Source organism: Amycolatopsis sp. NPDC051372, from assembly GCF_040682095.1.
Taxonomy (GTDB): domain Bacteria; phylum Actinomycetota; class Actinomycetes; order Mycobacteriales; family Pseudonocardiaceae; genus Amycolatopsis.
In genome coordinates, this window is the sequence record NZ_JBFBAF010000003.1 from 214540 (window position 1) to 239346 (window position 24807).

The following is a 24807-nucleotide window of genomic DNA, read 5'->3' on the forward strand; positions in this document are numbered from 1 at the left end:
TGCTTCGCAAGGCAAAACTAGCCCGCAGCGTCAACCAGCGATGGCCGAACCGTGCACGACGACTTCGAGGTTGTCGGCGAAGCGATAGGGGCGGCCGACGATGATCCCGCCGACGATCCGCCGCAGCCGGGAAACCTCGGCGCGGACGGTGACCGTGCGCGTCGCGTCGCCGAACAACACCGAGGACAATTGTGAAGCGCTGCAGCCGTTTCGGTGGGCGGCGAGGGCGTACAGCAGCTGCGCGTGACGCGGGGAGACGCGGTGGGTCCATTCGCCCGCGGAGCCGTAAACCGTGAGCAGCGGTTCGCCAGGGATGCGCAGGTCCAGGGAAACCCGAGTCGGTGGAGCAGCTTCGGAGTCGGTCAAGCGAATGAGCCAGCCGCCGGGCAGTGGTTCGACCACGCAGTGGCCGTGGGCGGGCAGCCACAGCGGGCCGGGGCCGACGGACGCGGGCAACGGCAGGCGGCCGGCGGGCGCGAGGCCGGTGGCGGCAGAGATCGCGGAGGGAGTGGTGGTGGCGATCCAGCCGTGCTGATCGGTGACCAGCACGCGGCCGGAAACCTTGGCCAGCAAAGGAACCGCGATGCCGCGCAGCCGTTCGAGGTCGGTCAGGTGCGTGGTGCGCAGCTGGGATTCGGCGAGGCGGCCGACGGCGTCGACGAGGGCGAGGGTGGTGGCGTGGACCGTCGAGGCGGGGCCGGAGAGGTCGACGACGCCGAGGAGCCGGCCGTCGCGGGGGTCGTGCAGCGGGGCGGCGGCACAGGTCCAGTCGTGCTGGGCGCGGACGTAGTGCTCGGCGGAGTAGACCTGCACCGGGCGCCGAGCCACGAGCGCCGTGCCGATGGCGTTGGTGCCGACGGCTTCCTCCTGCCAGTCGACGCCCTCGACGAACCCGAGGCGGTCGGCACGGCGGCGGACGTGGACCGAGCCGTCGCGCCAGAGGACGTGGCCGGCGGCGTCGACGATCACCATGATGTGCGCGGCCTGCTCGGCCAGGCTGAGCTGGCCGCCGCGCAGTATCGGCAGCAGCGGGGTGAGGCCGCTTTCGCGGCGGCGTTCTTCGAGCTCGGCGGCGTCGAGGATCGGCGAGGACGCGCCGCGGTCCGGGTCGATGCCGAGCCGCCGCACGCGGGACCAGGACTCGCTGATCACCGAGCGCGGAGCGCTGGGCAACGCTTCGCCCGCGATGGCGGCTTCGTGGACGCGGGCGAGAGCGCGCGCGTGCCGCCGGGGGTCAACCCCGACCGGCAACGCTGCCTCGAGGTGCTGCTGGCCCAACAACCACCCGCTCCTAGTCCGACTCCCCCACCGTGGCGTTCGGTGCTCCATCCATGCCCCCGCCACCACCCTCAACGGAGACGCTGCGCGCCCACGCCCCATTCCACGCAACGAATGCCGCGTGGGGGTGCTCCTCACCCGGCCTCCGGCGCCAGTGTGCCGGTGGCCGGGCCGTGATCGGAAGGGGCGGTGACTTCACCGACAGAGTCGAGCAAGGGTCGAGCAGTGGTCGAGGAAGGGTCGAGCAAGGCCGTAACGGTGTCGGTCAAGGCCGTGCCGAGCTCTCCGTCGCCCCGGCAACCACCTCGACCACCACCTCGACAACGGCCGACGGTTTCTCCAAGTGGACCAGGTGGCCGGCGCCGTCGACGGAGTGGACGTCCGGGAGGCCGGCCGCGTTTTCGGGTGGGAGGACGGCGTCTTCGCTGCCCCAGACCACGGTGAACGGGCCTTCGTACTGGGCCAGGAGCGGGGCGATGTGCAGGGCCGGGGTGTCGTCGTCTTCGAGCAGGGTGCCGAGGAGTTTCTCCAGGACTCGGTCGACGCCGTCGAGGCGTTTGTACTTGAGGAGGTCGTCGGCGAGGCGGCGCGTGACCAGGTCCGGGTCGGCGAAGAGGGCGCTGAGGTGGGGCTTCAGCTCTCTCCTCGACGTGGCCGTGGCGAAGGCGCGAAGGTAACCGGCGTTGATGCGGTCGCCGAAGCCGGCCGGGGCCACCAGCGTGAGCGAAGAGACCTTCGCGGGTTGCGCCGCGGCGGCGGCCACGACAACGGCGCCGCCGAGCGAGTGGCCGACGAGGTGCGCCTTGGTGACGTTGAGTGTTTCGAGGAAACCGAGGACGGCGTTGGCGAGGGTGGTGAGGGAGCCGTCGCCGACGTCCTTGGTGGACTCGCCGTGACCGGGGAGGTCGAGGGCGTGGACGGTACGGCCGTCGGCGAGCGGCTCCTGGACGAAGAGCCAGGAATTCTTGTCGCCGCCGTAGCCGTGGACGAGCACCACCACTTCGCCATCAGAACCGCCGGCGTCACCGAGCGTGGCGTAGCTGAGGGTGCGGCCGTCGACCTCGACGGTGCCGGTGACCGGTCCCGCCGCCTCCTCGACCACGCCTTCGGCCAGCTCCCGCAACGCGGTTTCGGCGGCTTCGTCGACCTCGGCGTCGGCGACGGAGGTGGGCGCGACCAGGGCGATCGTCGCGCCGACGGGCACGTCCTCCCCCGCCGGCGCGATCACCCGGCGCAGCACGCCGGAGCCCGGAGACTCCAGCGTGCCGGTGATCTTGTCGGTGTCGATGTCGACAAGGTCGTCACCCTCGGTGATTTCTTCGCCTTCGGCGGCGAGCCAGTCGGTGATGCGGCCCGTTTTCATCGACAGACCCCACTTGGGCATGGTCACGCGCTGGATCTCGGCCATCACCGAGTCCAGCCCACCACGGCTTTCGCCGCGTTGACCACCTGCTGGGGGCCCGGGATGTAGAGGTCTTCGAGCGCATCGGAGAAGGGCACGGGCGTGTGCGGCGGCGTGACCATCTCGATGGGTGCGCGCAGGGATGCGAACCCTTCGCGGGCGACGAGCGCGGAGATGTCGGTGGCGAGGTTGCAGCGCGGGGAAGCCTCGTCGACGATCACGAGCCGGCCGGTGTTCTCGACGCTTTCGAGGATCGTCTCGGTGTCGAGCGGACTGGTCGTGCGCGGGTCGATCACCTCGGCCTCGACCCCGGTCGAGGCCAGCTCGCGCGCGGCTTCCTCGGCGACGCCGACCATGCGGCCGATGGCGACGATGGTGACGTCCTCGCCGTCGCGGACGACGTTCGCTTCGCCGAAGGGAATGGTGTAGCTGTCTTCGGGGACTTCGCCGGAGGTGTCGTAGAGGGCCTTGTGCTCGCAGAAGATCACGGGGTCGTCGTCGCGAATGGACTGGATGAGCAGGCCCTTGGCCTCGTACGGGCTGGAGGGCACCACGACCTTGAGGCCCGGGATGTGCGTGAAGATCGGGTACAGGCACTGGGAATGCTGGGCGGCGGCCCGCAGACCCGCTCCGTACATCGTGCGGATCACCACGGGCGTGCGCGCGTTGCCGCCGAACATGTAGCGGAACTTGGCCGCCTGGTTGAAGATCTGGTCGAAGCAGACGCCCATGAAGTCGATGAACATCAGCTCGGCCACGGGCCGCTGGCCGGCCGTCGCGGCGCCGATGGCCGCGCCGATGAAGGCCGATTCGGAGATCGGTGTATCGAGCACCCGGCCGGGGAAACGGTGGAAAAGTCCTTTGGTGACACCGAGAACGCCGCCCCACGCGTCGTCCTCGCCGGGGCTGCCCGCGCCGCCGGCGTTGTCCTCGCCCATCACGATCACCGACTCGTCGCGCTGCATCTCCTGCGCGAGGGCCTCGTTGATCGCTTCGCGGTAGCTGATCGTGCGTGCCATGACTCGCGCTCCCTTCAGTACGAGACGTAGACGTCGGTCTCCAGGTCGGCTCGGGTGGGTTTGGGTGCGGCTTTGGCTTCCGCCACGGCTTCTTCGACAAGTTTCGCGACTTCGGTGTCGACCTTGTCGAGGCTTTCCTCGGACAGCTCGCCACTTTCGACCACGCGCGTGCGGAAGCGCTTGAGGCAGTCGAGGTTTTCGCGGGCGTGAGCGACCTCGTCGGCGCGGTAGGCCTGCTGGTCGCCCTCGAAGTGGCCGAAATAGCGCGTGAACTTCATTTCCAGGAGCGTGGGACCGCCGCCGGCGCGGGCGCGGTCGATGGCCTCACCGGCGGCTTCGGTCACGGCGAAGAAGTCGTAGCCGTCGACGATCACGCCCGGCATGCCGAAGCCGGCGGCACGGTCGGCGATGTTGTCCGAAGCAACGGACCAGGTACTGGAGGTGGCTTCGGCGTAGCCGTTGTTCTCGGCGACGAAGACCGCGGGCAGGTTCCAGACGGAAGCGAGGTTGAGGGCTTCGAGCGTGGTGCCCTGGTTGCTGGCGCCGTCGCCGAAGAAGGCGACGCCGACGCCACCGGTGCCCTGCTGCTTCGCGGCGAGCGCGGTGCCGCAGATGAGCGGCGGGCCGCCGCCGACGATGCCGTTGGCGCCGAGCATGCCCTTCGACAGGTCGGCGATGTGCATCGAGCCGCCCTTGCCGTGGCAAGATCCTGTGGTGCGGCCGTAGATCTCGGCCATCATGGCCTTCACGTCCACGCCCTTGGCGATGCAGTGGCCATGGCCGCGGTGGGTGCTGGCGATGGTGTCGCGGCGGTCGAGGTGGCTGCAGACGCCGGTGGCCGAGGCCTCCTCGCCCGCGTAGAGGTGGACGAAGCCGGGGATGTCGCCGGTGGCGAACTCCTCGTGCACGCGTTCCTCGAACGCGCGGATCGTGCGCATGGTGCGATAGGCCTCCAGCAAGGTCTCCGTCATCGTCGACGCTCCTTTCCCTTCGTAGGCGCACCGCCTTCGGTGGATGTGGTGCGCAACAACCCTCGTTGGGCCGCTTCGGCCATCACCGCGCGCACGTCGACGCACCACGGCCCGTCGGACCGGAGCTCGACGTACGCGCTCTCCCCTGGCTTGAGCTCGAGCTCGCGTTCACCGTCGACGGCGATCACGCCACCGCCCGCGGCGAGGTCCACGCGCATGCCCTGCTGGAGCACGCCCCAGCCGCGCACGCCGACGGCTTTCACCAGGCCGGGGGCGATGGGCGCGTGGACCACGTGCGGGGTGACGCCGACGGGCCCGAGCTTGAGGGCGACACCGTCGGCGCTGGAGCGCGGGCTCGGGCAGAGCTGGCCCGCGATGCTGGAGAGGCCGATGCCGTCGGGCTCGGCGAAGGTGCAGTAGAGCTCGGTCAGCGACGCCGGATCCCACAGCGCCTTCGCGCCGACGTGCTTGCTCAGGGTCACCGCGACGTCCACCAGGGCGATCTCGCGCCGCGCCTTGGTGACGACTTCGAGCTTGCTCACGCGGTGGGTGACCAGGTCGGGGTCGATCTGACCGCTCGCGATGAAGCCGGCGGCGAGACCAGCGACGGTCGCTTCGCGCATCTGCGGGAAGGCGTTGTTGGTGCCGGTCGACAGCGCCAGCAGCGGCACCTCGCCGCACGCCTTCGCGGCGACGCGGGCCGTGCCGTCGCCGCCGAGACAGACGATCACGCCGGCCCCCGCATCGACCATCCGGCGCACGGCGTTGATCGTGTCCTGCGCGGTGCCCGTGAGCGGGTCTTTGTCGCAGAACTCGACACCCGCCAGCGGCTCGCGGCCCAGCCGTCGGTGCACAGCCGCGGAAATGCCGCCGAGGTCGGTGGAAACGAGCGTTCTCTCGACGCCCGTGATGGCGAACGCGGCCAGCACGCGCTGGACCATATTGGCCTTCTCGGCCGTCGGGAACACAGACGCCTGCGCCACCAGCCGCCGGATGTCCCGCCCCGACGCCGGGTTGGCGACGATGCCCGCCACACCTGGGCCCACCACAGATCTCCTTGTCCTGCTTGTGCCGGTTCAGCAGACCGTGTAAAGCCGGATTGGGGAAGGGTTGCGGAGGGTTGCAGCTCGATTGCTCACCCGGACGGCCCAGTCCCTCGGCCGGGGGAATCACCCACCCGAGGCAGGCACGAAGGGGCACACCATGCGGCACGACGTGCGCCGATCCGGTGACGAGCCCCGGCGAACGGGTCGATCGTGTCAGACCGGCGGGTAAATCCCTTCCCCGGAAAGCGGTGCGCGACGTTCGCCCGCAGGTCATCCCCGAGTGGGCGGCGCAGGCCGAGGAGTCCGGCTTTTCCTCGTTGGGCACCGTCGGCCGGATCGCCTACCCCGGCGTGATGGACACGGTGGCGCTGGCCGCGGCGGCCGGCGCGACCAAGTCGATCGGGCTCGTGAGTGGTGTCCTGCTGGCGACGGTGTGGCCGGCGCCGTTGTTTGCCACGGAGCTCGCGGACATCGACGGTGTGTCCGGTGGCCGACTGTCGGTCGGCTTCGGAATCGGCGTGCGCCCGGACGACTTCGTCGTGGACGGGCTCGGCTCCAAGGGCCTCGGGGCGCGCATCGATCGCGACCTCGAGACGTACCGTTCGATGTGGACGGGGCAGCCCGTCGGCGGCGGCGACAACCCGGGCGTGCCGGCCGGGACCCGTGAGGTGCCGATACTCTTCGGCGGCATGGCGCCGGCGTCGATCAGGCGCATGGCGAAGTGGGGCCAGGGCTACATCGGCGGCTCGGCCCCGGCGCAGTTCGTGGCCGGCCACTTCGAGCAGGCGCGCGCCGCGTGGAAGGACTCCGGCCGCGCCGGTGACCCCTACCTGGTGGCGCTCGCGTACTTCGCGCTCGGCGACATCGACAAGGGCCGCGCCAACGTAGGTGACTACTACGCCGGCGCGGGCGAATTCACCGACCTCGCCGTGTCCGGCGTGTGCGGGACGCCCGAGAAGCTGAAGGCGACCATGGCGTCGTTCGCGGACCTCGGGTGGACGAGCTGATCTTCAACCCGGGCACCGACGACGTCGACGACATCAAGCGGCTCGCGGACGCAGTGCTCTCATCCGCGGGTTCTGACCCGCTAGACGAGTGCCGCGGTGCCTTCGTAGGTGTAACCCGCTTCTTCGACGGCACCGCGGACGGCGTCCTCGGTGAGCTCTTCGGCGCTGCGCACGACGACGCGGCCGGTTTCGACGTCGACCTCGACGCTTTCGACGCCCGGAAGTTCGGTGATTTCCTCGGTGACCGACTGTGCACAGTGGCCGCAGGACATCCCGGAGACGGTGTAGCCGTTCTCGATCATGGCGCGCAGCCTACGAGGTCCACCTCGGACACGATCGGGTGATAGCGGGGTGACCTGGAGGCACGGAAGTCGTTGTCCGGCAAGGGAAACCAGATCGTGAGACAGCCCGCGAAAGAACACGACAGCGTTGCCACGCGCCAGGCTCGCAACGACAGCGCTGGTAACGAAAGAGGGCCGCCACCCGTAGCGCGGGTGGCGGCCCCTTCACGAAGGTCTAGGTCAGATGACGGTGACCGACGTGGCCTGCGGGCCCTTCTGGCCCTGGCCGATCTCGAACTCCACGCGAGCGTTCTCTTCGAGGCTCTTGAAGCCGTTACCCTGGATCTCGCTGTAGTGAACGAAGACGTCGCCGCCACCGTTGTCGGGGGTGATGAAGCCGAACCCCTTCTCGGAGTTGAACCACTTCACAGTGCCCTGAGTCATTAAATATCTCCATACATAACACCAAACGGGAAGCCACATCAGCACCCCGAGTCAAACCCGGGCGGTTTGCTTCCTCGAGTGAGGAGACACTACGCCCGCTGATATCTGCGAGCGTAACTCACAAAAATCGAGACCATCGAAAGTAAAGCACAGCTTGTGGCACGTGGACAACCCGAGCCACCCGGACTCACCCTGGTGAACAGGCGTGAGCCAGGCCGGGTGAGCTATTCGCCACTCGCCGGACGCAGACCGCCGCCGAACGGCGAACGCCAGCCGGTGTCCTGGTCACCGACCACGACGGCCACGTCGTGGGCCTCCGCGACGGCGCTGAACAGCACCGGCACGACACCCGAGGTCTCGCGGACCTGCTCCGTCGCCGTGCGCGCCCCGGCGGCACGCGCCGCCGCGGTGCGGGCAGACGAACCACGCGAAACCGTGGTCTTTTCGTCGGCCATGTTGAAGCTCCCCTCGTTCCCACCCGCCTCCCAGCGGGCGATGCCGTGATGATGTCACCCGGCACCGACAGAAACCGGCCGTTCCCGTCCGGACCAGACCACTGAATCGGTAACCCTCGCACTGTGGAAGCGTGCGCGGCGCGTCCCGATGTGACTCTGCATGTGACTGCCGGATCCCGGTTCTCCCGCGAACCCCTGGGAACACCGTCAGGCTACCGGAGCCACCCCCCTGCGGCCACTGAACTTTCCCGGCGTTTCCCGTGGCGCGCCGGAGAAAAATCACTGCCCGGGTGATTGCGGGCGAACCGCGCTCAGCAAGGTGCTCAGGCGGACGTCGGGCGTTACGACATCCGGGTCCGTCCTCACATCGATCACACACGGACGCTGGCGCACCAACGCACTCGCGACGATCGCCTCGAGCTCTTCGCGATCGTCCACCGTGTACCCGGCGGCGCCGAGCCCGCGGGCCCACGACGCGAAGTCCGTGAGCGGGATGGTGACACCCGAGAGCCGGCCGTGCGCGCGGGCCTGGTGCATGGCCAATGCCCCGTGGACGCCGTTCTGAAACACGACCACCATCACGGGCGCGCGATAGCGGACGGCGGTCTCGATCTCCTGGCCCGTCATGAGCGTGCCGGCGTCGCCGACCATCGCGACGACGGCGCGGCGCGGTTCGGCGAGCTTGGCCGCGATGGCGGCGGGCACGGCGTAGCCCATGGCCGCGTTGCTCGGGCCGAGCTGGCTGCGCGGCGCGGTGAAGCACCAGTAGCGGTGCATGAACTGCGCGAAGTTGCCCGCGTCACTGGTCACGATGGTGTCCTCGGGCGCGAGCTTGCGCAGGGCGCGGATCACATCGACGGGGTGCACACGTGTGTTGCCGCTCGTGTCGGGCGGGGTCATGAAGGTGTGCACGGCGGCGTTGGCGGCCGACGCGCGGCGCGTGCGCGGGGTCGCGATCGAGCGCAGCTCGCGCAGGAACGGTTCGACCTCGGAGTCGACGCGGAAGGTGAGGCCGCGGCGGCGCTGCTCGTCGATGCCGGTGCCGACCAGCACGAGCGTCTGCTGCGACGTCGGGTAGCGGTAACCCTGGGTGGTCACCTCGTCGAGCTGGGTGCCGAGGGCGAGCACGAGGTCGGCGCGTTCGAGGGCGTCGAGCTGGCGCGCGGGGATGCCGAGGCCGAGGTGGCCGGCGTAGCGCGCGTGCGTCTCGGGGAAGGCGTCCTGGCGGCGGAAGGCGTTGTAGACGGGCAGGGCGAGCTCGTCGGCGACGGCGATCAGCTCGTCTCGCGCCGAGCGCGCGCGGCCGCCGACGATGACCACCGGGTAGCGGGCCTCGTCGACGAGCCCGGCGACGGCTTCGGCCGAACGGCCCAGCGTCCCGGTGATCGGCGGGCGCACCTTGGCCACCGGCTTGGCCGAGTCGTACGGGACTCCCCACGCGTCGCTGGGCACGCCGAGCACAACCGGTCCCGGACGGCCTTCGCGACAGCGCGTGAGCGCTTCGGCAAGCAGGCCCGGCACCGCGTCGGGGTCTTCGGCGCGTACGCACCACTTCGCGATGGACTCGAACATGGCCGTGAGGTCGGAGGTCGGCAGCTCACCGGTGATCGCGCGGTCGAGCGCCGGCGTCTCGAGGAGGACGACCATCGGCGTCTCGTCCTGGTAGGCCGTTTGCACGCCGATGGCGAGGTTCGCGGCGCCCGGACCACGGCTCGCGAGCAGCACGGCGGGGCGCTCGGTGAGCTTGCCCTCGGCTTCGGCCATGAACGCGGCGCCCGAATCGTGGCGCGCGGAGACGAGAGTCACTTCGCGCTCGCGCTGCAACGCGTCGAGCAGCTCCAGGAACGCTTCGCCGACGACCGCGTACACCCGGCGGACCTGGGCCTCGGTCAGGATGCGCACGGCCGTCTGGGCGACGGTCGCTCCTACTTGGTATCTAATGAGGAGAGCTTAGGGCGGCACGGTTCACCGCAGTCAAGTGATCTTCGGGGAATGACCGCGAAAATGGGACGAATGTCCGCTTTGACCGCCAGCTGGCAGGAAGCGAGGACCCAGGCCTTGACGTCCACCGAGCATGAAACCGTTTTCACCTACGGCGCGCCCGCGTTGAAGTACGGCACGGGATCCAGCGACGAGATCGGTTACGACCTCACGCAGTACGGCGTTCGCCGGGTACTCGTGGTCACGGATCCGACCGTCGCCGCGACGGGATGGCCGGCGCGGATCGCCTCGGGGATCGAGTCGTACGGGATCGCGACGGAAGTCTTCGACGGCGTCCACGTGGAGCCGACGGACGTGAGCATGCAGAAGGCCGTGGACTTCGCGCGCGGGACCGGGCCGTACGACGCGTTCGTGGCCGTGGGTGGCGGGTCGAGCATCGACACCGCGAAGGCGGCGAACCTGCTGACGTCCAACGAGGGCTCGCTGATGGACTACGTCAACGCGCCGGTGGGCGGCGGGCGGGCGCCGGCGAACCCGTTGAAGCCGCTCGTGGCCGTGCCGACCACGACGGGGACCGGGTCGGAGAGCACGACGGTGTGTGTGCTCGATGTGTTGTCACTGCGGGTGAAGAGTGGGATCAGCCACCTGCGGCTGCGGCCGACGCTGGCGGTGGTGGACCCGCGGCTGACGGTGACGCAGCCGGCCGGGGTGACGGCCGCGTCCGGGATGGACATCCTCTGTCACGCGGCGGAGAGCTACACGGCGAAGCCGTACACGTCGTTCGACCGGAAGAAGCCCGAGCAGCGGGTGCCGTACTGCGGGTCCAACCCGTTGGCGGACATGTTCGCGGAGAAGTCGTTGTCATTGCTGTCGTGGGCGTTGCCCAGGGCGGTGGGCGACGGTTCGGACCTGGAGGCACGCGAGGCGATGGCGCTGGCCGCGACGTTCGCGGGGCTGGGGTTCGGCAACGCCGGGGTGCACATCCCGCACGCGAACGCGTACCCGATCGCGGGGCAGGTGCGGGAGTTCCACCCGGACGGTTACCCGGGCGACGAGGCGATGGTGCCGCACGGGATGGCGGTGTCGCTGACGGCGCCCGAGGCGTTCCGGTTCACGTTCTCCGCCGCGCCGGAGCGGCACCTGCGGGTGGCACGGCTGCTGGCGCCGGACTTCGAGTGGGCCGGGGACTTCGAGGACCACCTGCCGGCGGTGCTGGTGAACCTGATGCGGGAGATCGGGATTCCCGCGGGAATCGGCGCGGTGGGGTACGCGGAGTCCGATGTGGACTCGTTGGTCTCCGGCACGGTGAAGCAGCAGCGGTTGCTGGCGACGGCGCCGCGGGAGGCTTCCGAGGAAGACTTGGCCGGGATCCTGCGGGCTTCGGTGCACCTGTGGTGAGTTACCCGTTCTGGCAGACGGTTCCGTTGCGGTGGAAGGACAACGACATCTACGGCCACGTGAACAACGTGGTGCACTACTCGTTGATGGACACGGTGATCAACACGTGGCTGATCGATCGCGGCGGGCTGGACATCGAAGCCGGCGAGGTGATCGGGCTGTGCGTGGAATCGCGGTGCCAGTACCACGCTTCGGTGTCGTTCCCGGGGTCGTTGCGGGTGGGGCTGCGGGTGGCGCACCTCGGGCGGTCGAGCGTGCGGTACGAGATCGGGATGTACACCGCCGCCGAGGTGCTGGTGGCGGAGGGGCAGTTCGTGCACGTGTTCGTGGACCGGGAGTCGCGGCGGCCGGTCGAGGTGACCGGGAAGCTACGGGAAGCGCTGGCCGAACTGGTCACGGCCGATTGATTTCAGCCAGTGGAAACCCTCCTGGTGACCGCGTGGTCCAGCCGGTAGGTTTCCCGTCTCCCGAAGCGGCTCGACCAAGGTGGCGACTGTGCGATTCGACGAGGAAAAGCTGAACCCCGCCAAGGCGGCCGTCGTGGTGGTGGACGTGCAGAACGACTACTGCCATCCCGACGGCGCGTGCGCCCGGCGTGGCGAGGACGTGAGCGCGGCCAAGGAGATGGTCCCCCGACTGCAAGCGCTGCTGGCCGGCGCGCGAGCGCACGACGTGCCGGTCGTGTTCGTGCAGACGGCACACGAGAAAGCGACCGACTCGGCGGCGTTGACCGCGCGGTCCGGTGGCCGCTCCGGCGTGGTCTGCCGGGCGGGGTCGTGGGGCGCGGAGTCGTTCGAGGTGGCGCCGCTGCCAGGGGAACCCGTCGTGCTGAAGCACCGGTACAGCGGGTTCGTGAACACCCGGCTGGATTCGGTGCTGCGCACGCTGAGGGCCGAGACGCTGGTGATGGCCGGCGTGAGCACGAACGTGTGCGTGGAATCGACCGCGCGGCACGGTTACATGCTCGATTACCACATCGCGTTCATGGGCGACTGCTGCGCGGCTTTCACGCAGGCCGAGCACGACGCCGCACTGGTGAACATCGACGAGTACTTCGGTGCGGTGATGGACGTCGATCAGCTGCTCGGCACGTGGGATTCGATCGCGCCGAGGGGCTGAGCGCGGGCTGGATCGGCACTTCCCGAGGCGGTAATCCCGCTGACCGGAAAAACTCTAGAGAGTGACGCCGGCCCCCCGATCACTACGCGCAGACACCGAACGACGTTCGGCTGGTAATCCATCTGGATCAGTGGTCTGCTCCAATGGCCTTAATTTTCCCCGCACACGCAACGTCCGTCGATAACGTGGTTACTCCACCGCCCGAGCGAGGGAGCTCCATGACCACGGCACGTCACGCGCCGGACATCCTTTCCGCCGAATTCGCAGCCGACCCGTATTCCGCGTACGACATCATGTTGGAAGACGAGCCCATCGTCTGGCATGAAGGCATGCAGAGCTACATCGTTTCCCGCTACGACGACGTCGCCAGAGCGTTTCGGGAGCCGGTGTTCACCACGGACAACTACAGCTGGCAGCTGGAACCCGCGCACGGGCGCACGATCCTGCAGATGAGCGGGCGCGAGCACTCGATCCGGCGGGCGCTGGTGGTGCCGGCGTTCCGCGGCAACGAACTGGAGCAGAAGTTCCGGCCCGTGATCGAGCGTAACTCGCAGCAGCTGATCGACGGCTTCCGCGGCCGCGGCGAAGCCGACCTGGTGCAGGACTACGCGCGCCACTTCCCGATCAATGTGATCGTGGACATGCTTGGTCTGGACCAGAGCGACCACGAGCGGTTCCAGCGCTGGTACACCGCGATCATCGGCTTCCTCGGTAACCTCAGCCAGGACCCGGACGTGGCCGCGGCCGGCGTGCGCACGCGCGAGGAGCTGGCGGAGTACCTGATCCCGATCATCCGGGCCCGCCGCGAAAACCTCGGCGACGACCTGCTTTCCACGCTGTGCTCGGCCGAGGTCGACGGCACGCGGATGAGCGACGAGGACATCAAGGCGTTCTGCAGCCTCCTGCTCGCCGCCGGTGGGGAGACCACCGACAAGGCGATCGCCAGTGTGTTCAAGAACCTGCTGGAAAACCCGGCGCAGCTCGAAGCCGTGCAAGCCGACCACGGGCTGATCCCGAAGGCGTTCGCAGAGACGCTGCGCTACACGCCGCCGGTGCACATGATCATGCGCCAGCCCGCCGAGGACATCGAGATCGCGGGCGAGCGCGTGCCGGCCGGCAGCACCGTGACATGCCTGATCGGTGCGGCCAACCGCGACCCGCGTCGGTTCGAGAACCCGAACGAGTTCGACATCTTCCGCACGGACCTGCCGACGGAGACCGCGTTCTCGGCGGCCGCGAACCACCTGTCGTTCGCGCTGGGCCGCCACTTCTGCGTCGGCGCGCTGCTGGCGAAGACGGAGATCGAGGTCGGCGTGGCTCAGCTGCTCGACGCGATGCCGAACGTGCGGCTCGCCGACAACGCGGACACCCACGAAGCGGGGGTGTTCACGCGTGGGCCGTCGGCGTTGCCGGTGCGGTTCAGCGCCAACTGATCAGCCCCAGCTGGCGGCGTGGCTCGCGACGTAAGTCGGCGTGAACGTGACGGGCAGCGACTCCAGCCCGCGCATCCACATCGACCGCTGCCACTTCAAGGCCTCGTCCGGTACCGAAAGCGACAGGTCGGGCAGCCGGTCGAGCAGCACCTCGACGGTCGTGCGGGCGATGACCTCCGCGACCTCGGGCGCGGGGTGCGGGCAGCCGTGCTCGCCGTGGCCGAACGACATGTGCGCGTGGTTCCCGACGGCGCCGCCGGCGAGGTCGGGGCGCACGTGCGGGTCGGCGTTCGCGGCGGCGAGGCCGAGCACGAGCAGGTCGCCGGTGCGGATGCGGCGGCCGCCGAGCTGCGTGTCTCGCGTGGCGAAGCGGCCGATGAAGTTCTGGGTGGGCGTGTCGTGCCAGAGGACCTCGTTGAGGGCCTCGCCGACACTGCCGCGGCCGCCCGAGAGCGTCATCGCGAAGCGGTCGTCGGTGAGCATCAGCCGGATGGTGTTGCCGATCCAGTTGGCCGTCGGCTGCTGCGCGGCGGCCGTGACCACCAGCAGGTCCTGCACGATCTCGGCGTCGGTGAGCCCCGCGGGGTTGTGGGCCATGTGCGAAGGAACGTCGTGGCCGGGCTGGCGGTGCTTGAGCGCCAGCAGCCGGCCCATGGCCTCCTGCACGCGCCCGTACGCCGGGATCGCGTCGGGGCCGACGTCGAGAGAGATCGCGACGTCGCGCACCAGCGCCGGCGTCTCGGCCTCGGGCATGCCGTACATCTTCGCGATGGCCAGCAAGGGAATATGCATCGCGAACTGCGTGATGAGGTCGGCCTCGCCGGTGCCGGCGAACGTGTCGATCAGCCGATCGGCGATCTGCTCGCAGTGCGCACGCAGGTCGAACTGGTCCACTGCGGACAGTGCGTCGCCGATCGCGCCGGCGCGGCGGCGGTGTTCCAAAGCCTCGGTGAACATCACCGACGGGTTGTGCGCCACGTAGGGCAGCAGCGGCCAGTCGGCCGGCACGTTCTCCCACTGGTTCCAGCGGCGCGTGTCGCGGGCGAACAGCTGGGAATCGCTGGTGACCTGGTGCAGCTCGCGGTAGCCGCAGACCAGCCACGCGGGGACGTCGCCGTCGAGCAACACCGGGGCGACACCGCCGTACTCCTGGCGGATCCGGCCGTAGAGGGTGGCCGGATCCTCCTGGAACTGCGCGCCGTAGAGCTTGACGAAGTCCTCTGTGGACACTTCAGGCCGGTGTTCGGTCACGGCTGGTTCTCCCGGGCGGTGGACAACGAGTAGAGGTGGTCGACGAGCGAGATCAGCACCTGCTTCGACGAGTCGCGGCGGCGCGCGTCGCAGTCGATCAGGGGCACGTCGGGTGAGAGGTCGAGCGCGTCGCGGACCTGGCCGAGATCATGGGCCGGCGGCTCGAAGTTGTTGCGCGCCACGATGAACGGCGTGCCGTGATGCTCGAGCCGGTCGATCGCGTACCACGAGTCGGCCAGGCGCCGGGTGTCGACGAGGACCACCGCGCCGAGCGTGCCGGAGAACAGCCGGTCCCACAGGAACCAGAAACGCTCCTGGCCGGGCGCGCCGAACAAGTACAGCACCATGCGCTCGTCAAGGCTGATGCGGCCGAAGTCGAACGCGACCGTGGTCGTGGTTTTCCCTTGCAGGCCCTGGTCGATGCCGACGCCGGCCTGCGTCATCGTCTCCTCGGTGCTCAGCGGCCGGATCTCGCTGACCGACCGGACCATCGTGGTCTTGCCGACGCCGAAGCCCCCGACGATCACGATCTTCAGCCCGTCGGCTGCCGTGGCGGCCAGCGGAGCGCGATTGGTGCGTTCAGAGATTGCGGAGTCCAACGAGCACCTTCTTGAGGAATTCGGAGTCGGGGATGGACGCGCGCTGCAGCGCCGAAGAGGGGTGACGGGCCGAGACCTTGCCGCTGTCGAGCAGATCCGTGACCAGGATCTTCACGACGCTCACCGGCAGCGAGAGCTCCGAGGAGAGCTCGACGACCGACGTCGGGTGCAGGGCGATCCGCAGAATCCTCACGTGCTCGGACTGCATCCCGGCCGACGGCGCCGACTCGGCGACGATGATCGTGACGAGGTCGAGCTCGAGGTCTTCCGTGCGGCTGCGCCCGCCGGTGAGCGTGTAGAGGCGGTCGGGGTCCTCTTCCTCGACAGCGCGGCGGATCATGCCGTCGGACCGGCCTGCGCGTAGCGCGGAGCGGCGGTCAGGAACGAGCCGATCTGCTCGACCAGCTCGTCCATGTTGTGGCCGATCAGGCCGACGTCGGCGTCTTCGGCCGCGATCACCGCGAGGTGCGCGCCGATGCCGGCCTCGACGATGAACAGGATGCCGCCGTGGAACTCGGTCATCGAGTTGCGAATGCCGCCGCTGCCGTCACCGAACTCGGCCGACGCGCCGTGCGAGAGCGCCTGCACGCCGGCGGCGATCGCGGCCAGCTGGTCGGCCTTGTCGGCGGTGAGGCCGGCGGTGTGGCAGAGCTTGAGGCCGTCCTTCGACAGCACCAGCGCGTGGACGGCTCCCGGCGTGTTGCCGACGAGGTTCTCCAGGAGCCATTCGAGGTTCGAGTTCTGGGTCATCGAGGATCCGGGGGCGGAAAACGCGCGCCCCCTCACTCCAATCTGGGGGTTCCGGTGCGGCAGGGACTCAGTCGTTGTCATCGGCGTCCGCCTGCGACTCGGCCGGACTGGTGGCGACCCTGCGGGTGCGGCTCTGCTGGAAGGCCCCGAACCGGGCGCCGCTGTCGCCGTGGCTGCGGTTGGTGGGCCGCGGGCCGGGGCTCGGCGCCAGCTGGCGCGACGCGGCGAGCGTCTGCCCGCGCGGGCGCTTCGGCAGGCCGCCCGACTCGCTGAGCACCGGTTCCAGCGTGCCGCGTGTGGACTCGCGTTCTTCGGCGCGCACGGCGCTGACCACCGCTTCGCGGCGCGGCTGGGCGTCGGAGAGGGGGTCCGTGAACGGGTCGGTGCGCGGCTGCGTGATCAGGTGGTTGGGGATGCGCAGGACCACGCCGGTGCCGCCGCGCGAGGACGGGCGGAAGAACACGTGCAGCTGGTGCTTGCGGGCGAGCTGGCCGACGACGGCGAGGCCGAGGCGCGTGCCGGAGATCGTGGTGAGGTCGAGCTTTTCGTTCTGCGCCACGGCGATCTCGGCTCGCGTGAGCGCCTGCGGCTTCATGCCGAGGCCACCGTCTTCGATGGTGATCACGGCGCCGTTGTGGAGGTCTTCGACGTAGACGTGGACCTCTTCCGACGGCGCGGAGAACTTGGTGGCGTTGTCCATCAGCTCGGCCAGCGCGTGCATCACGTCTTCGGCGGCGTACCCGGCGATGGCGCTGCCGCTGGTGGAGTGGATGCGCACCCGCGTGTACGCGCCGATGCGGCCCATGGCGCCGCGCAAGATGCTCTCCATGCGGATCGGCTTCGCCCAGCGGCGGCCCGAGCGCGCGCCCGTGAGCACCGCGATGGAGTCGGCGAGGCGGCCGGCCTGGGCGGTGCTGTGGTCGACCTTGAGGACCTCGCCGAGCATGTCCTCGGGGCAGTGGTTCTCCATCTCGCGCAGGTCGGCGAGGATGCTGGTGGACAGCGCCTGCACGCGGCCGGCGGCGTTCGCGCACGCGGCCGTGGCGGCGGCGCGGCGGCGCTCACCCTGGGCGACCTCGTCGATGAACAGGCGCATGATCCGGTTCTGGAACGGGTCTTCCGGCAGCTGCGTGGAGTTGTAGATGTCGGCGGCGCTCGTGCCGTCGCGCAGACGGTTGACCACGGCCGGAAGGGTCTGGTCGACCATCATGGAGAGCTCGAGGTTGACGGCCGTCATCTGGCGGGCCTCGACCTGCGCCCGGTGCTCGGCGTGGCGGGCACGCTCCTCGGCGCCGGTGAGCGCCGACGACCCGCGCGTGGCGAGGTAGACGGCGACGACGAGGGCGACCCAGGTGACGGCCGCGACGACCGCGACGAGCACCCGGCTCTGCTCGGGCACCTCCAACGTCACCCACGCCCACAGCGCACCGGCGACGACCGCCGTCACCGGGACCGCGACCGCGGCCGGGACGGCGCGCCCGCGCTGCTGCGCGTGGCGGGCGGGCAGTTGTTCCGACATGGCTTCAAGTCCTCGCGTCCGGTTGGTGGCAGGCCGTGCGCCGGGTTGGTGGTCTCGCTCGTTGATCTGGCTCGTTGTTCGGGCTCTTCGCTGGTTCACGGCTTTCGGCGAAGCGCGGTTTTCGCTTCCCGCCGGTGGCGCCGCTCCCCCATGTCTGGATGGCGGGACCCGGATATTAGCGCCATCACATCCGGGCTGCGAGCACCAGTGCCCTGGCGGGGTGCTAATAGGGCTCCGCGCCAGGGGTTTGACGAGGGATTTCCGGCGGATCGCCACTCTTCGCGTTTCCCGATGTGACGCTGCGTGTGATCACGGCGCGCCGCGGGGACCTTTCGCGCGGGCGGGCGTTGCGCGCGGCAATTCCCCCGAACAGAGCAGTGCGTTCAGCAACTCAGCCCTAGGGGGCTCGCGGCGGGGTGACCGATTGTTTGGCGTAGTCACTCGACGGGGAGGGAAATTGTTTGGTTTTGCGGTCGCGATTATGAATTCTGTTCGAGGAGTGGGGAAATGCGTCCGGTGGCGCGCGGATGGGCCTCAGCGGGCGGCGAGTACCGGTTCTTCGAGGCGCACCGAGGCCGGTTGCGTGACGACCAGCAGCCAGGTGAGGAAGCCGAGGGCGAGCAGGAGGTAGGAGTCGCCGACGACGTGCTGCCAGGGCGTCCACGCGAGTTCGCGCATGTCGCTGTTCGGCAGGAAGGTGTGAGGCGCGGCGATGAACACGAGCGCGCCGGCGGCGAGGGCCGCGCCTTGGCGGGTGGTACGGACACGGGTGGCCAGGATGACCAGCGCGGGGGCGAGCCAAACCCAGTGGTGCGACCAGGAAATCGGTGACAAGACGAGGACGGCCGTCACGTTGACCACGAAGGCGAGCGGCGGGTCCACTCGGCGCATCACGACCACGGCGGCCGCGATGACGAAGGCGGAGATGCCCAGCCACAGCACGTGGTACGGCAGCGGCGGCAGGTTGAGGCGGTGGAGCGTGCCTTCGATGGTCTGGTTGGTGGCGTAGGGCGAGCCGCTGAGGCCGGCCGCGCCGGTGAGGCCGCCGCCGAAGAAGTACTTCGCGGAGGCGGCAGGGGCGACGAGGAAACCGAGGCCGGTGGCCGCGGCGCCGGCGATCAGGGCGTTGCGGGCGGAGCGGAAGTCCTTGGTGAGCAAGAAAAACAGCAGGAAGCCCGCCGGGGTGACCTTGATGGCGGCCGCGATGCCGACGCCGATGCCGCGGGGCCAGCGCGGGTGGAGCATGAGGATGTCGACGGCGACGAGGGCCATGACCACGAGGTTGATCTGTCCGAAGGAGAGCGTGGAGCGCACGGGCTCGAAGGCCAGCGCGGCGACGGTGAGCGCGGTGGAGGGGAGCGCGGCCCGCCAGGTCGGCTTCAGGCGGCGGACGGTCGCGTAGAGGGTGACCCAGAGGGCGGCGAGGGAGACGAGGTCCATCAGCACGGCCGAGACGGCGAGCGGTGGGAGCGTCATGACCGCGAAGACGACGGCCGCGAACGGTGGGTAGATGAAGGGCAAGGGGAAACCGGAGGTGGTGGCGGGCAACTGGCCGTAGAGGTCGCCGCCGTTTAGGACGGCGTCGGCGCCGAAGCGGTAGACCTGCAGGTCGACGGGTCCGAAGCTGCCGACGATGGCGAGCACTCCTCCGACGATCACCGTCGCGGCCGCGGCGAAGAGCAGTTTTCGCTTGGTCGGTTGTTCTTGCAGCATGTCCCCAGCCACCTCGTGCTCCGGTGTGCTTGATCCGGAGTCCGAGCCTGCTGGGAACGGCGTTTTTGTTGATCACCTGAACGGCCGGGGCGGGCTGGCCGTTCGGCTGGGGTTCGGGGGCGAGGTTCGGCCGAATGGCCGAGGTGGGGTCAGCCGCGGCGGCGGGGTTTGCCGCGTTTGGCGGGATGTTGGGGTTTCTTGGGGCTCTTGGTTTTAGGTTGGGCCTTGGCTTTCGGCTTCGGTTCCGGCGCCTTGCCGCGGGTGCTGTTGACCGTGCGGCCGCGGACGATGCCGATGAACTGTTCCATCAGGTCGGTGGTCTCGTCTTCGAGCCAGGACAGCGCGACCTGGGATTCCGGAACGTCCGCGAGAGGCCGGTAGGTGAGGTCGCGGCGGTGGTGCAACCGAGCGAGCGACTGCGGCACCACGAGCAGCCCGACGCCGGCGGCGACGAGCTCGATCGCGTCGGCGGTCGTGTCCGGCCGGTGTTCGGCGAGTTTGCCGGGCGGGTGGGGCCAGCCGAGGGTGTCGTCGTGGGGGTGGAGGAAGAGCTCGTCGGCGAGGTCCGGGAGCGTGACCTCGTCGGCGGCCGCGACGACGTGGTCCTTCGGCACGACGACCACGGTGGTCTCGATGTAGAGCGGGATCGCGTGCAGCCCGGTGCGGTCGATGGGCAGGCGGAGCAGCGCGGCGTCGACTTCGCGCTCGTGGATCTTCGCGGTGGCTTCGCGCGGGTCGATCGTGCTGAGGACCAGCGGCACTCGCGGCAGGCGCTCTTGCCAGGTGCGGACCCACTTGCCGGGCGTCACGCCCGGGACGTAGCCGAGCGTGAACGAGGGCGGTGCGTCCGGGCCGGTCACGCAGGCCAGGTTACCGACGGTGGTTACCCTGGGCCCCATGACCTCGCGCAAGACCCCTCAGACGATGAAGCCCGCCACCGCCGCGAAGAAGCTCGGCGTGTACCTGGAGGCGACCCCCTCGTCGTTCCAGGAGGGCGCCGTGTCGCGCGACGAGCTCAACACCCTGCAGACCGACCCGCCCGAATGGCTCCGCGACCTGCGGCGCAACGGCCCCCACCCGCGTCCGGTGGTGGCGGCGAAGCTGGGGATCTCCATCGGCGGCCTGTCGCGGGCGGGCTTGACCGAGCCGCTGACGACGGCGGAGATCGAGGAGATCAAGGCCGCGGGGCCGGAGTGGCTGGAGCGAGAGCGGGCCACGCAGGCCGAGGTGCGCCGGGAGGCTGCGAAGGTGAAGGGGTCGGAAGGCTGATCCTGGGCCTGATCGATCTCGGGGCTTCTGCCGGCTGATCCAATTTTCTTGGTTGACTCGCAGGTCAGAGGATTGTTCCCTTATATTCCTTGACAAGAATATTCTGGTCGGGGAATACTTCTCCTCATGAACGAGATCGCAGCGGCGCTGGGTGACGGGGCGCGGTGGCGCATCGTCGAGTTGCTGGCGGGGCGGCCGAGGTCCGTGGGGGAGCTTGCGGAGCTCGCGGGGCTGCGCCAGCCGCAGACGACGAAGCACCTGCAGGCGCTCGCGAAGGTCGGGGTGGTGTCCGTGACGCCGCTCGGGCAGAGGCGGGTGTACGCGATCGACGCCGTGCCGTTGAGAGCGTTCGCGGATCGGCTGGAGATCATCCTCGACAAGGTCGAGGCGCACGCCGGCGACCGGGACGTGCTGGAGCGGTACCAGGCGGCCGTCGAGACCGAGACGGCAGCCGCGGATCGGGAAGGATGGGCGGACGGGCGGGAGTTCTCGTTCGAGCGCCTGGTGCCCGCGCCGCCGGACGTGGTGTGGCGGTACTGGGTGGAGCCGGAGAAGCTGGCCGACTGGTGGGCGCCGCCGGCGTTCTCGGTGGTGGAGGTCGTGCTCGACCCGCACCCGCACGGCGAGGCGGTGGTCGAGTTCCGCGACGCCGAGGCCAGCTACCGGTCCGAGGGCCACGTGCAGGCAGCCACCGAGAACGAGCGGCTCGTGTTCGACCTGGCCGTGCTGGGCGAAGCGTCGTTCACGACCGAGTACGACCTGGAACTCGACGAAGTCGCCGAAGGCACCCACCTGAGGCTCGGGCTGCGCATCACCGACACGACCGTCGAGGCGGCGCCGCACATCGCCGGCATCGCGACCGGCTGGGGCCAGGTCCTCGACAACCTCATGGACACCATCAAGATCGACACCACCAAGGGGGCACAGAAATGACCCGCACGGTTTCCGCCAACATCAGCATCACCCTCGACGGCCGCTACCGCGGCCCGGGCGGCCCCGGCGACCTCGCCGCGATCGTCCCGTACGCCATGACGGAGGTCGCCCGCAACCACCTCGCCCGACTCCACGACGGTGCCACCACGGCCGTCCTCGGCCGCGTCAACGCCGAAGGCTTCCTGGGCTTCTGGCCGACCGTCATCGACAACGAGGACGCCGACCCCCGCGACCGCGGCTACGCGAAGTGGCTGGTGGACACGGAAAAGGTCGTCCTGTCGACCACGCTCACCGAGGCGCCGTGGACCCACGCGCGCATCGCCAACGCCCCCGCGGCCGACGTGATCACCGACCTGAAGGCCAGCGGCGAGGGCGACATTCTGGTCAACAACAGCACCACCGTGATCAAGGCGCTGCTGCAAGCCGACCTCCTGGACCGCCTCTACCTCATGATCACCCCCGAAATCGCGGGCGGCGGCGAGCGCCTCTTCGACGACGGCCTGCCCGCCACGAAGTGGCAGCTGTCCCTGCACGAAACCGGCGACCTCGGCGAGATGGCGATGGTCTACGACCGGGCCCGGTGAGCCCTTGTCCATTGTGGAATCCCCGGCCGGGTCCGGCCCCATCGGCGAGGTGACGAGGATCAAGGCCCACCCTGCTGGTGACACGGCGGGCGCCCGCTAAACTGAGCCCGCGGGCCGCTAGCTCAGTTGGTAGAGCAGGAGACTTTTAATCTTCGGGTCCAGGGTTCGAGCCCCTGGCGGCCCACCACTTTCCGCAGGTCAGAGCCCTGAAACAGGGGACTGGTGATCACCGGGCAAGCCCGCGCAGCCCGGGCGACCGGCTCAGTGCCGCCGCGAGTCGGCAGTGTCACCTGGAGCGGAAGGCGTTGATCTGCTGCCAGACGGTGTCGTGTGGCGCGTCCTGATCGCCGAGGTCGCCAAGTGCCTCGACCGCCTCGATCGCCGCTGCCGCGCGGCGACGTTGGTCGGGGTGCTGCTGCCAGTAAGCCTGCGGGACTTTCAGCACAGCGGTGAGCAGGTCGCCGGGATAGAAGTCACCTTCGGCCAGTGGGTTCTGCTCGAGGTGGGTCAGCGCAACAGGCACCAGTACATCGATGCTCTCCCGCTGGAGCAGCAGCACGCGGAGGTCTTCGGCGTCCATGGCACCCACCGGCTTGGTGCGCAACTCGTAGACCGTCTTGATCAATCGCGTCGCGTCGGCTGGCGGGCTGCCCCAGCGGAGGCCTTCGATCTGCTCGAGGGTGAGCGATTCGTCAACATCAGAACTGGAGCCCATAGCTCCTCGTGTCGGCTGCGACTCGTTGCGGTTGTACTTGAGGCGGCTATCCGCGTAATACCGGCTGCTCACGATAGTCGAGCAAACGGCTTGTCTCACGACAGCATTCGTCGGCTCGTCGCCGGCAAAGGCGAGTGGATACGCTCCGACGCCTCGACCGCCGAGATCGAGGGTGGAACGCCGCGAGTTCTGCCGACGACGGCTCCCAGTGTTTCGGATGGATCGTCGCTGTTGACCGGTGATGTTTGGGCGCGGAGGCTGGATCTTCCGTATTTTGCAGAAACGCAACACCTTGCACCCGACCGCGATTTCGTGGAACAAGAGCCCGTGAACCGGCAAGTCGACCGGGGATAGTCGCTGATTGTCAAGCCTGGCAGCGCCAATGGCCGGCGCGGTAAGATCATTCGGTGCCGAGCGTCGCGAAACAGAAAATGGGTGGGCTGTTCCGGCATCGCGATTTCCGGCATTTTTGGCTGGCCGACGCGATCAGCCAAGTCGGCACCAGGGTGAGTGGCACGGCGATCTCGCTGCTGGTCGTGATCACGCTGCACGCCTCGACGTTCGAGGTTTCGGTGTTGCGGACGCTTCAGACGTTGGCGTACTTGCTCATCGGGCTGCAGGCGGGGGCGTGGTGTGACCGGGTGCGGAACCGGCCGGTGCTGGTGGGTGCTGATCTCGGGCGGGCGGTGACGCTGGGGTCGATTCCGGTGGCCGCGGTGTTCGGGGCGCTGACGATCTGGCAGGTGTACGCGGCGGTTTTCGTGGCGGGCGTGTTGACGGTGTTCTTCGATGTGGCGCACCAGTCGTTTCTGCCGAGGCTGGTGCCGAAAGCGGATCTGATCGAGGGAAACGCGAAGCTGAAGTTCAGCACGTCCGCGGCCGCGTTGGTGGGGCCCGGGTTGGGTGGGCTGCTCGTGCAGTGGCTGGCGGCACCGGTCGCCGTGTTGGTCGACGCAGTCAGTTACCTGTGGTCGGCGGCGTGGTTGAGGACCGTGCGGGTGCGGGAGGTCATCGCCCCTGAGCATCGGGAGGCGACGCTGCGGGCGCAGATCCGGGAGGGGCTGCGGCTGGTGCTGCGCCATCCGGTGTTGCGGGCGATCGCGCTGAACAACATGGTGTCGGCGTTGTTTTCGAGCGCGTACTTGGCTGTTCCTGGTGCGGGTGATCGGGTTGTCCGCGGGGGCGGTGGGGCTGTTGGGGAGCCTCGGTCTGGTGGGGGCGTTGCTGGGGTCAGTGCTGGCCAGGCGGCTGAGCAGCAAGGTTGGCGCGGCTCGGCTTCTCGTGACGGTCGCGGTGGTGGAGGGACTGGCGTACCTGCTGGTGCCCCTGACCGGGCCCGGGTGGCAGCTGGCGTGGTACGTGGTGGCGGGCCTGTTCACGAGCACGTGCGTGATCATCGTGATCGTCTTGCAGGTCAGCTTCCAGCAGACGCTCTGCCCGGATCACCTGCTCGGCCGGATGAACGCCACGATGAACTTCCTCTACTGGGGCGCCACGCCCGTCGGCAGCCTGCTCGCCGGCGTGCTCGCGACCGGCATCGGGTTGCGACCGATGCTGTGGGTGGCGGGCGCAGGGATGCTGCTCGCTGCGGTGCCGCTCCTCGCGTCGCCGCTGCGGAGGATGGTCGACCTGCCCGCGGGTGAGGACCAGCCCGTGAGCCGGTGAGTGATGGCCTCCACG

27 protein-coding genes, 1 tRNA gene and 1 pseudogene are annotated in these 24807 nt (G+C 69.2%); 11 read left to right on the forward strand and 18 right to left on the reverse strand.

The genetic code is table 11. The annotated features are described in order from the left end of the window. Positions 1-30: 30 nt before the first annotated feature. From AB0M56_RS06675 to AB0M56_RS06695, 5 genes are all read right to left on the reverse strand, one after another. Positions 31-1278, reverse strand: coding sequence for a GAF domain-containing protein (locus AB0M56_RS06675; protein WP_364172005.1), 1248 nt, complete (start codon positions 1276-1278; stop codon positions 31-33). Positions 1279-1543: 265 nt separating this feature from the next. Then, the gene (locus AB0M56_RS06680) at positions 1544-2686 is read right to left on the reverse strand and encodes an acetoin dehydrogenase dihydrolipoyllysine-residue acetyltransferase subunit (RefSeq protein ID WP_364171750.1); all 1143 of its coding nucleotides are present in this window, start codon (positions 2684-2686) and stop codon (positions 1544-1546) included. Then, positions 2686-3699, reverse strand: coding sequence for an alpha-ketoacid dehydrogenase subunit beta (locus AB0M56_RS06685; protein ID WP_364171751.1), 1014 nt, complete (start codon positions 3697-3699; stop codon positions 2686-2688). The genes AB0M56_RS06680 and AB0M56_RS06685 overlap by 1 nt, the downstream gene beginning before the upstream one ends. A gap of 14 nt (positions 3700-3713) precedes the next feature. Then, positions 3714-4670, reverse strand: coding sequence for a thiamine pyrophosphate-dependent dehydrogenase E1 component subunit alpha (locus AB0M56_RS06690; RefSeq protein WP_364171753.1), 957 nt, complete (start codon positions 4668-4670; stop codon positions 3714-3716). Continuing rightward, positions 4667-5716 (reverse strand): NAD(+)/NADH kinase, encoded by a 1050-nt coding sequence (locus AB0M56_RS06695; RefSeq protein ID WP_364171755.1) that lies wholly within the window; start codon positions 5714-5716, stop codon positions 4667-4669. The genes AB0M56_RS06690 and AB0M56_RS06695 overlap by 4 nt, the downstream gene beginning before the upstream one ends. 248 nt (positions 5717-5964) lie before the next feature. Between AB0M56_RS06695 and AB0M56_RS06700 the strand changes: the two genes are divergently transcribed. Then, positions 5965-6723 carry an LLM class flavin-dependent oxidoreductase gene (locus AB0M56_RS06700; RefSeq protein WP_364171757.1) on the forward strand — a complete coding sequence of 253 codons (759 nt, stop codon included), beginning with the start codon at positions 5965-5967 and terminating at the stop codon, positions 6721-6723. A gap of 80 nt (positions 6724-6803) precedes the next feature. Here the strand turns inward: AB0M56_RS06700 and AB0M56_RS06705 are convergent, their stop codons facing one another. From AB0M56_RS06705 to AB0M56_RS06720, 4 genes are all read right to left on the reverse strand, one after another. Beyond that, positions 6804-7025: a heavy-metal-associated domain-containing protein gene (locus tag AB0M56_RS06705; protein WP_364044573.1), complete on the reverse strand. Its 222-nt coding sequence runs from the start codon at positions 7023-7025 to the stop codon at positions 6804-6806. Positions 7026-7244: 219 nt separating this feature from the next. Then, complete coding sequence (locus tag AB0M56_RS06710) at positions 7245-7448, reverse strand: cold-shock protein (protein WP_013222289.1); 204 nt, start codon at positions 7446-7448, stop codon at positions 7245-7247. 224 nt (positions 7449-7672) lie between these two features. Next, a complete protein-coding gene (locus AB0M56_RS06715; protein ID WP_364171759.1) occupies positions 7673-7903 on the reverse strand; it encodes a hypothetical protein in 231 nt (76 codons plus the stop codon). A gap of 279 nt (positions 7904-8182) precedes the next feature. Then, the gene (locus AB0M56_RS06720) at positions 8183-9844 is read right to left on the reverse strand and encodes a thiamine pyrophosphate-dependent enzyme (protein ID WP_364172006.1); all 1662 of its coding nucleotides are present in this window, start codon (positions 9842-9844) and stop codon (positions 8183-8185) included. A 117-nt stretch (positions 9845-9961) separates the two neighbouring features. Between AB0M56_RS06720 and AB0M56_RS06725 the strand changes: the two genes are divergently transcribed. From AB0M56_RS06725 to AB0M56_RS06740, 4 genes are all read left to right on the forward strand, one after another. Continuing rightward, a complete protein-coding gene (locus AB0M56_RS06725) occupies positions 9962-11242 on the forward strand; it encodes a hydroxyacid-oxoacid transhydrogenase (protein WP_364172007.1) in 1281 nt (426 codons plus the stop codon). After that, positions 11236-11649: a thioesterase family protein gene (locus AB0M56_RS06730; RefSeq protein ID WP_364171761.1), complete on the forward strand. Its 414-nt coding sequence runs from the start codon at positions 11236-11238 to the stop codon at positions 11647-11649. Before AB0M56_RS06725 ends, AB0M56_RS06730 begins: the two co-directional genes overlap by 7 nt. An 88-nt stretch (positions 11650-11737) precedes the next feature. Continuing rightward, a complete protein-coding gene (locus AB0M56_RS06735) occupies positions 11738-12361 on the forward strand; it encodes an isochorismatase family cysteine hydrolase (RefSeq protein ID WP_364171763.1) in 624 nt (207 codons plus the stop codon). 218 nt (positions 12362-12579) lie between these two features. Then, a complete protein-coding gene (locus AB0M56_RS06740; protein ID WP_364171765.1) occupies positions 12580-13794 on the forward strand; it encodes a cytochrome P450 in 1215 nt (404 codons plus the stop codon). Here the strand turns inward: AB0M56_RS06740 and AB0M56_RS06745 are convergent, their stop codons facing one another. The 7 genes from AB0M56_RS06745 to AB0M56_RS06775 all read right to left on the reverse strand — a co-directional run bounded on the left by AB0M56_RS06745 (position 13795) and on the right by AB0M56_RS06775 (position 20486). Further along, positions 13795-15045 carry a cytochrome P450 gene (locus tag AB0M56_RS06745; protein WP_364171768.1) on the reverse strand — a complete coding sequence of 417 codons (1251 nt, stop codon included), beginning with the start codon at positions 15043-15045 and terminating at the stop codon, positions 13795-13797. It abuts the gene before it with no gap. Continuing rightward, positions 15042-15572, reverse strand: coding sequence for an ATP/GTP-binding protein (locus tag AB0M56_RS06750; RefSeq protein WP_364172009.1), 531 nt, complete (start codon positions 15570-15572; stop codon positions 15042-15044). The genes AB0M56_RS06745 and AB0M56_RS06750 overlap by 4 nt, the downstream gene beginning before the upstream one ends. Positions 15573-15624: 52 nt before the next feature. Further along, a complete protein-coding gene (locus AB0M56_RS06755; protein WP_220245825.1) occupies positions 15625-15984 on the reverse strand; it encodes a DUF742 domain-containing protein in 360 nt (119 codons plus the stop codon). Beyond that, a complete protein-coding gene (locus tag AB0M56_RS06760; RefSeq protein WP_364171770.1) occupies positions 15981-16394 on the reverse strand; it encodes a roadblock/LC7 domain-containing protein in 414 nt (137 codons plus the stop codon). Before AB0M56_RS06760 ends, AB0M56_RS06755 begins: the two co-directional genes overlap by 4 nt. Before the next feature lie 67 nt (positions 16395-16461). Continuing rightward, positions 16462-17913, reverse strand: a complete 1452-nt coding sequence (locus AB0M56_RS06765) for an ATP-binding protein (RefSeq protein WP_364171772.1) — start codon at positions 17911-17913, stop codon at positions 16462-16464. A 534-nt stretch (positions 17914-18447) separates the two neighbouring features. Then, complete coding sequence (locus tag AB0M56_RS06770) at positions 18448-19626, reverse strand: glycosyltransferase 87 family protein (protein ID WP_364171774.1); 1179 nt, start codon at positions 19624-19626, stop codon at positions 18448-18450. Between the two features lie 149 nt (positions 19627-19775). Continuing rightward, complete coding sequence (locus AB0M56_RS06775; RefSeq protein WP_364171776.1) at positions 19776-20486, reverse strand: LysR substrate-binding domain-containing protein; 711 nt, start codon at positions 20484-20486, stop codon at positions 19776-19778. 37 nt (positions 20487-20523) lie between these two features. Between AB0M56_RS06775 and AB0M56_RS06780 the strand changes: the two genes are divergently transcribed. From AB0M56_RS06780 to AB0M56_RS06795, 4 genes are all read left to right on the forward strand, one after another. Next, complete coding sequence (locus tag AB0M56_RS06780; RefSeq protein WP_364171778.1) at positions 20524-20895, forward strand: DUF5997 family protein; 372 nt, start codon at positions 20524-20526, stop codon at positions 20893-20895. A 126-nt stretch (positions 20896-21021) separates the two neighbouring features. Beyond that, complete coding sequence (locus AB0M56_RS06785; RefSeq protein WP_364171780.1) at positions 21022-21828, forward strand: metalloregulator ArsR/SmtB family transcription factor; 807 nt, start codon at positions 21022-21024, stop codon at positions 21826-21828. Beyond that, entirely contained in the window at positions 21825-22412 is a 588-nt protein-coding gene (locus AB0M56_RS06790; RefSeq protein ID WP_364171782.1) for a dihydrofolate reductase family protein, read from the forward strand. The genes AB0M56_RS06785 and AB0M56_RS06790 overlap by 4 nt, the downstream gene beginning before the upstream one ends. A gap of 111 nt (positions 22413-22523) precedes the next feature. After that, positions 22524-22599, forward strand: a tRNA-Lys gene (locus AB0M56_RS06795). A gap of 99 nt (positions 22600-22698) precedes the next feature. Here the strand turns inward: AB0M56_RS06795 and AB0M56_RS06800 are convergent. Together AB0M56_RS06800 and AB0M56_RS06805 are read right to left on the reverse strand one after the other, a co-directional pair. Beyond that, positions 22699-23127 (reverse strand): contact-dependent growth inhibition system immunity protein, encoded by a 429-nt coding sequence (locus AB0M56_RS06800; RefSeq protein ID WP_364171784.1) that lies wholly within the window; start codon positions 23125-23127, stop codon positions 22699-22701. A 400-nt stretch (positions 23128-23527) separates the two neighbouring features. Further along, positions 23528-23671, reverse strand: a complete 144-nt coding sequence (locus AB0M56_RS06805; protein ID WP_364171785.1) for a hypothetical protein — start codon at positions 23669-23671, stop codon at positions 23528-23530. Between AB0M56_RS06805 and AB0M56_RS06810 the strand changes: the two are divergent. Both AB0M56_RS06810 and AB0M56_RS06815 read left to right on the forward strand, forming a co-directional pair. Then, a pseudogene (locus AB0M56_RS06810) lies at positions 23613-24218 on the forward strand (MFS transporter); the annotation flags it as partial. The gene AB0M56_RS06805 and the pseudogene AB0M56_RS06810 overlap by 59 nt on opposite strands. 64 nt (positions 24219-24282) lie before the next feature. Further along, complete coding sequence (locus tag AB0M56_RS06815; RefSeq protein WP_364171787.1) at positions 24283-24792, forward strand: MFS transporter; 510 nt, start codon at positions 24283-24285, stop codon at positions 24790-24792. The last annotated feature ends 15 nt before the right edge of the window (positions 24793-24807 follow it).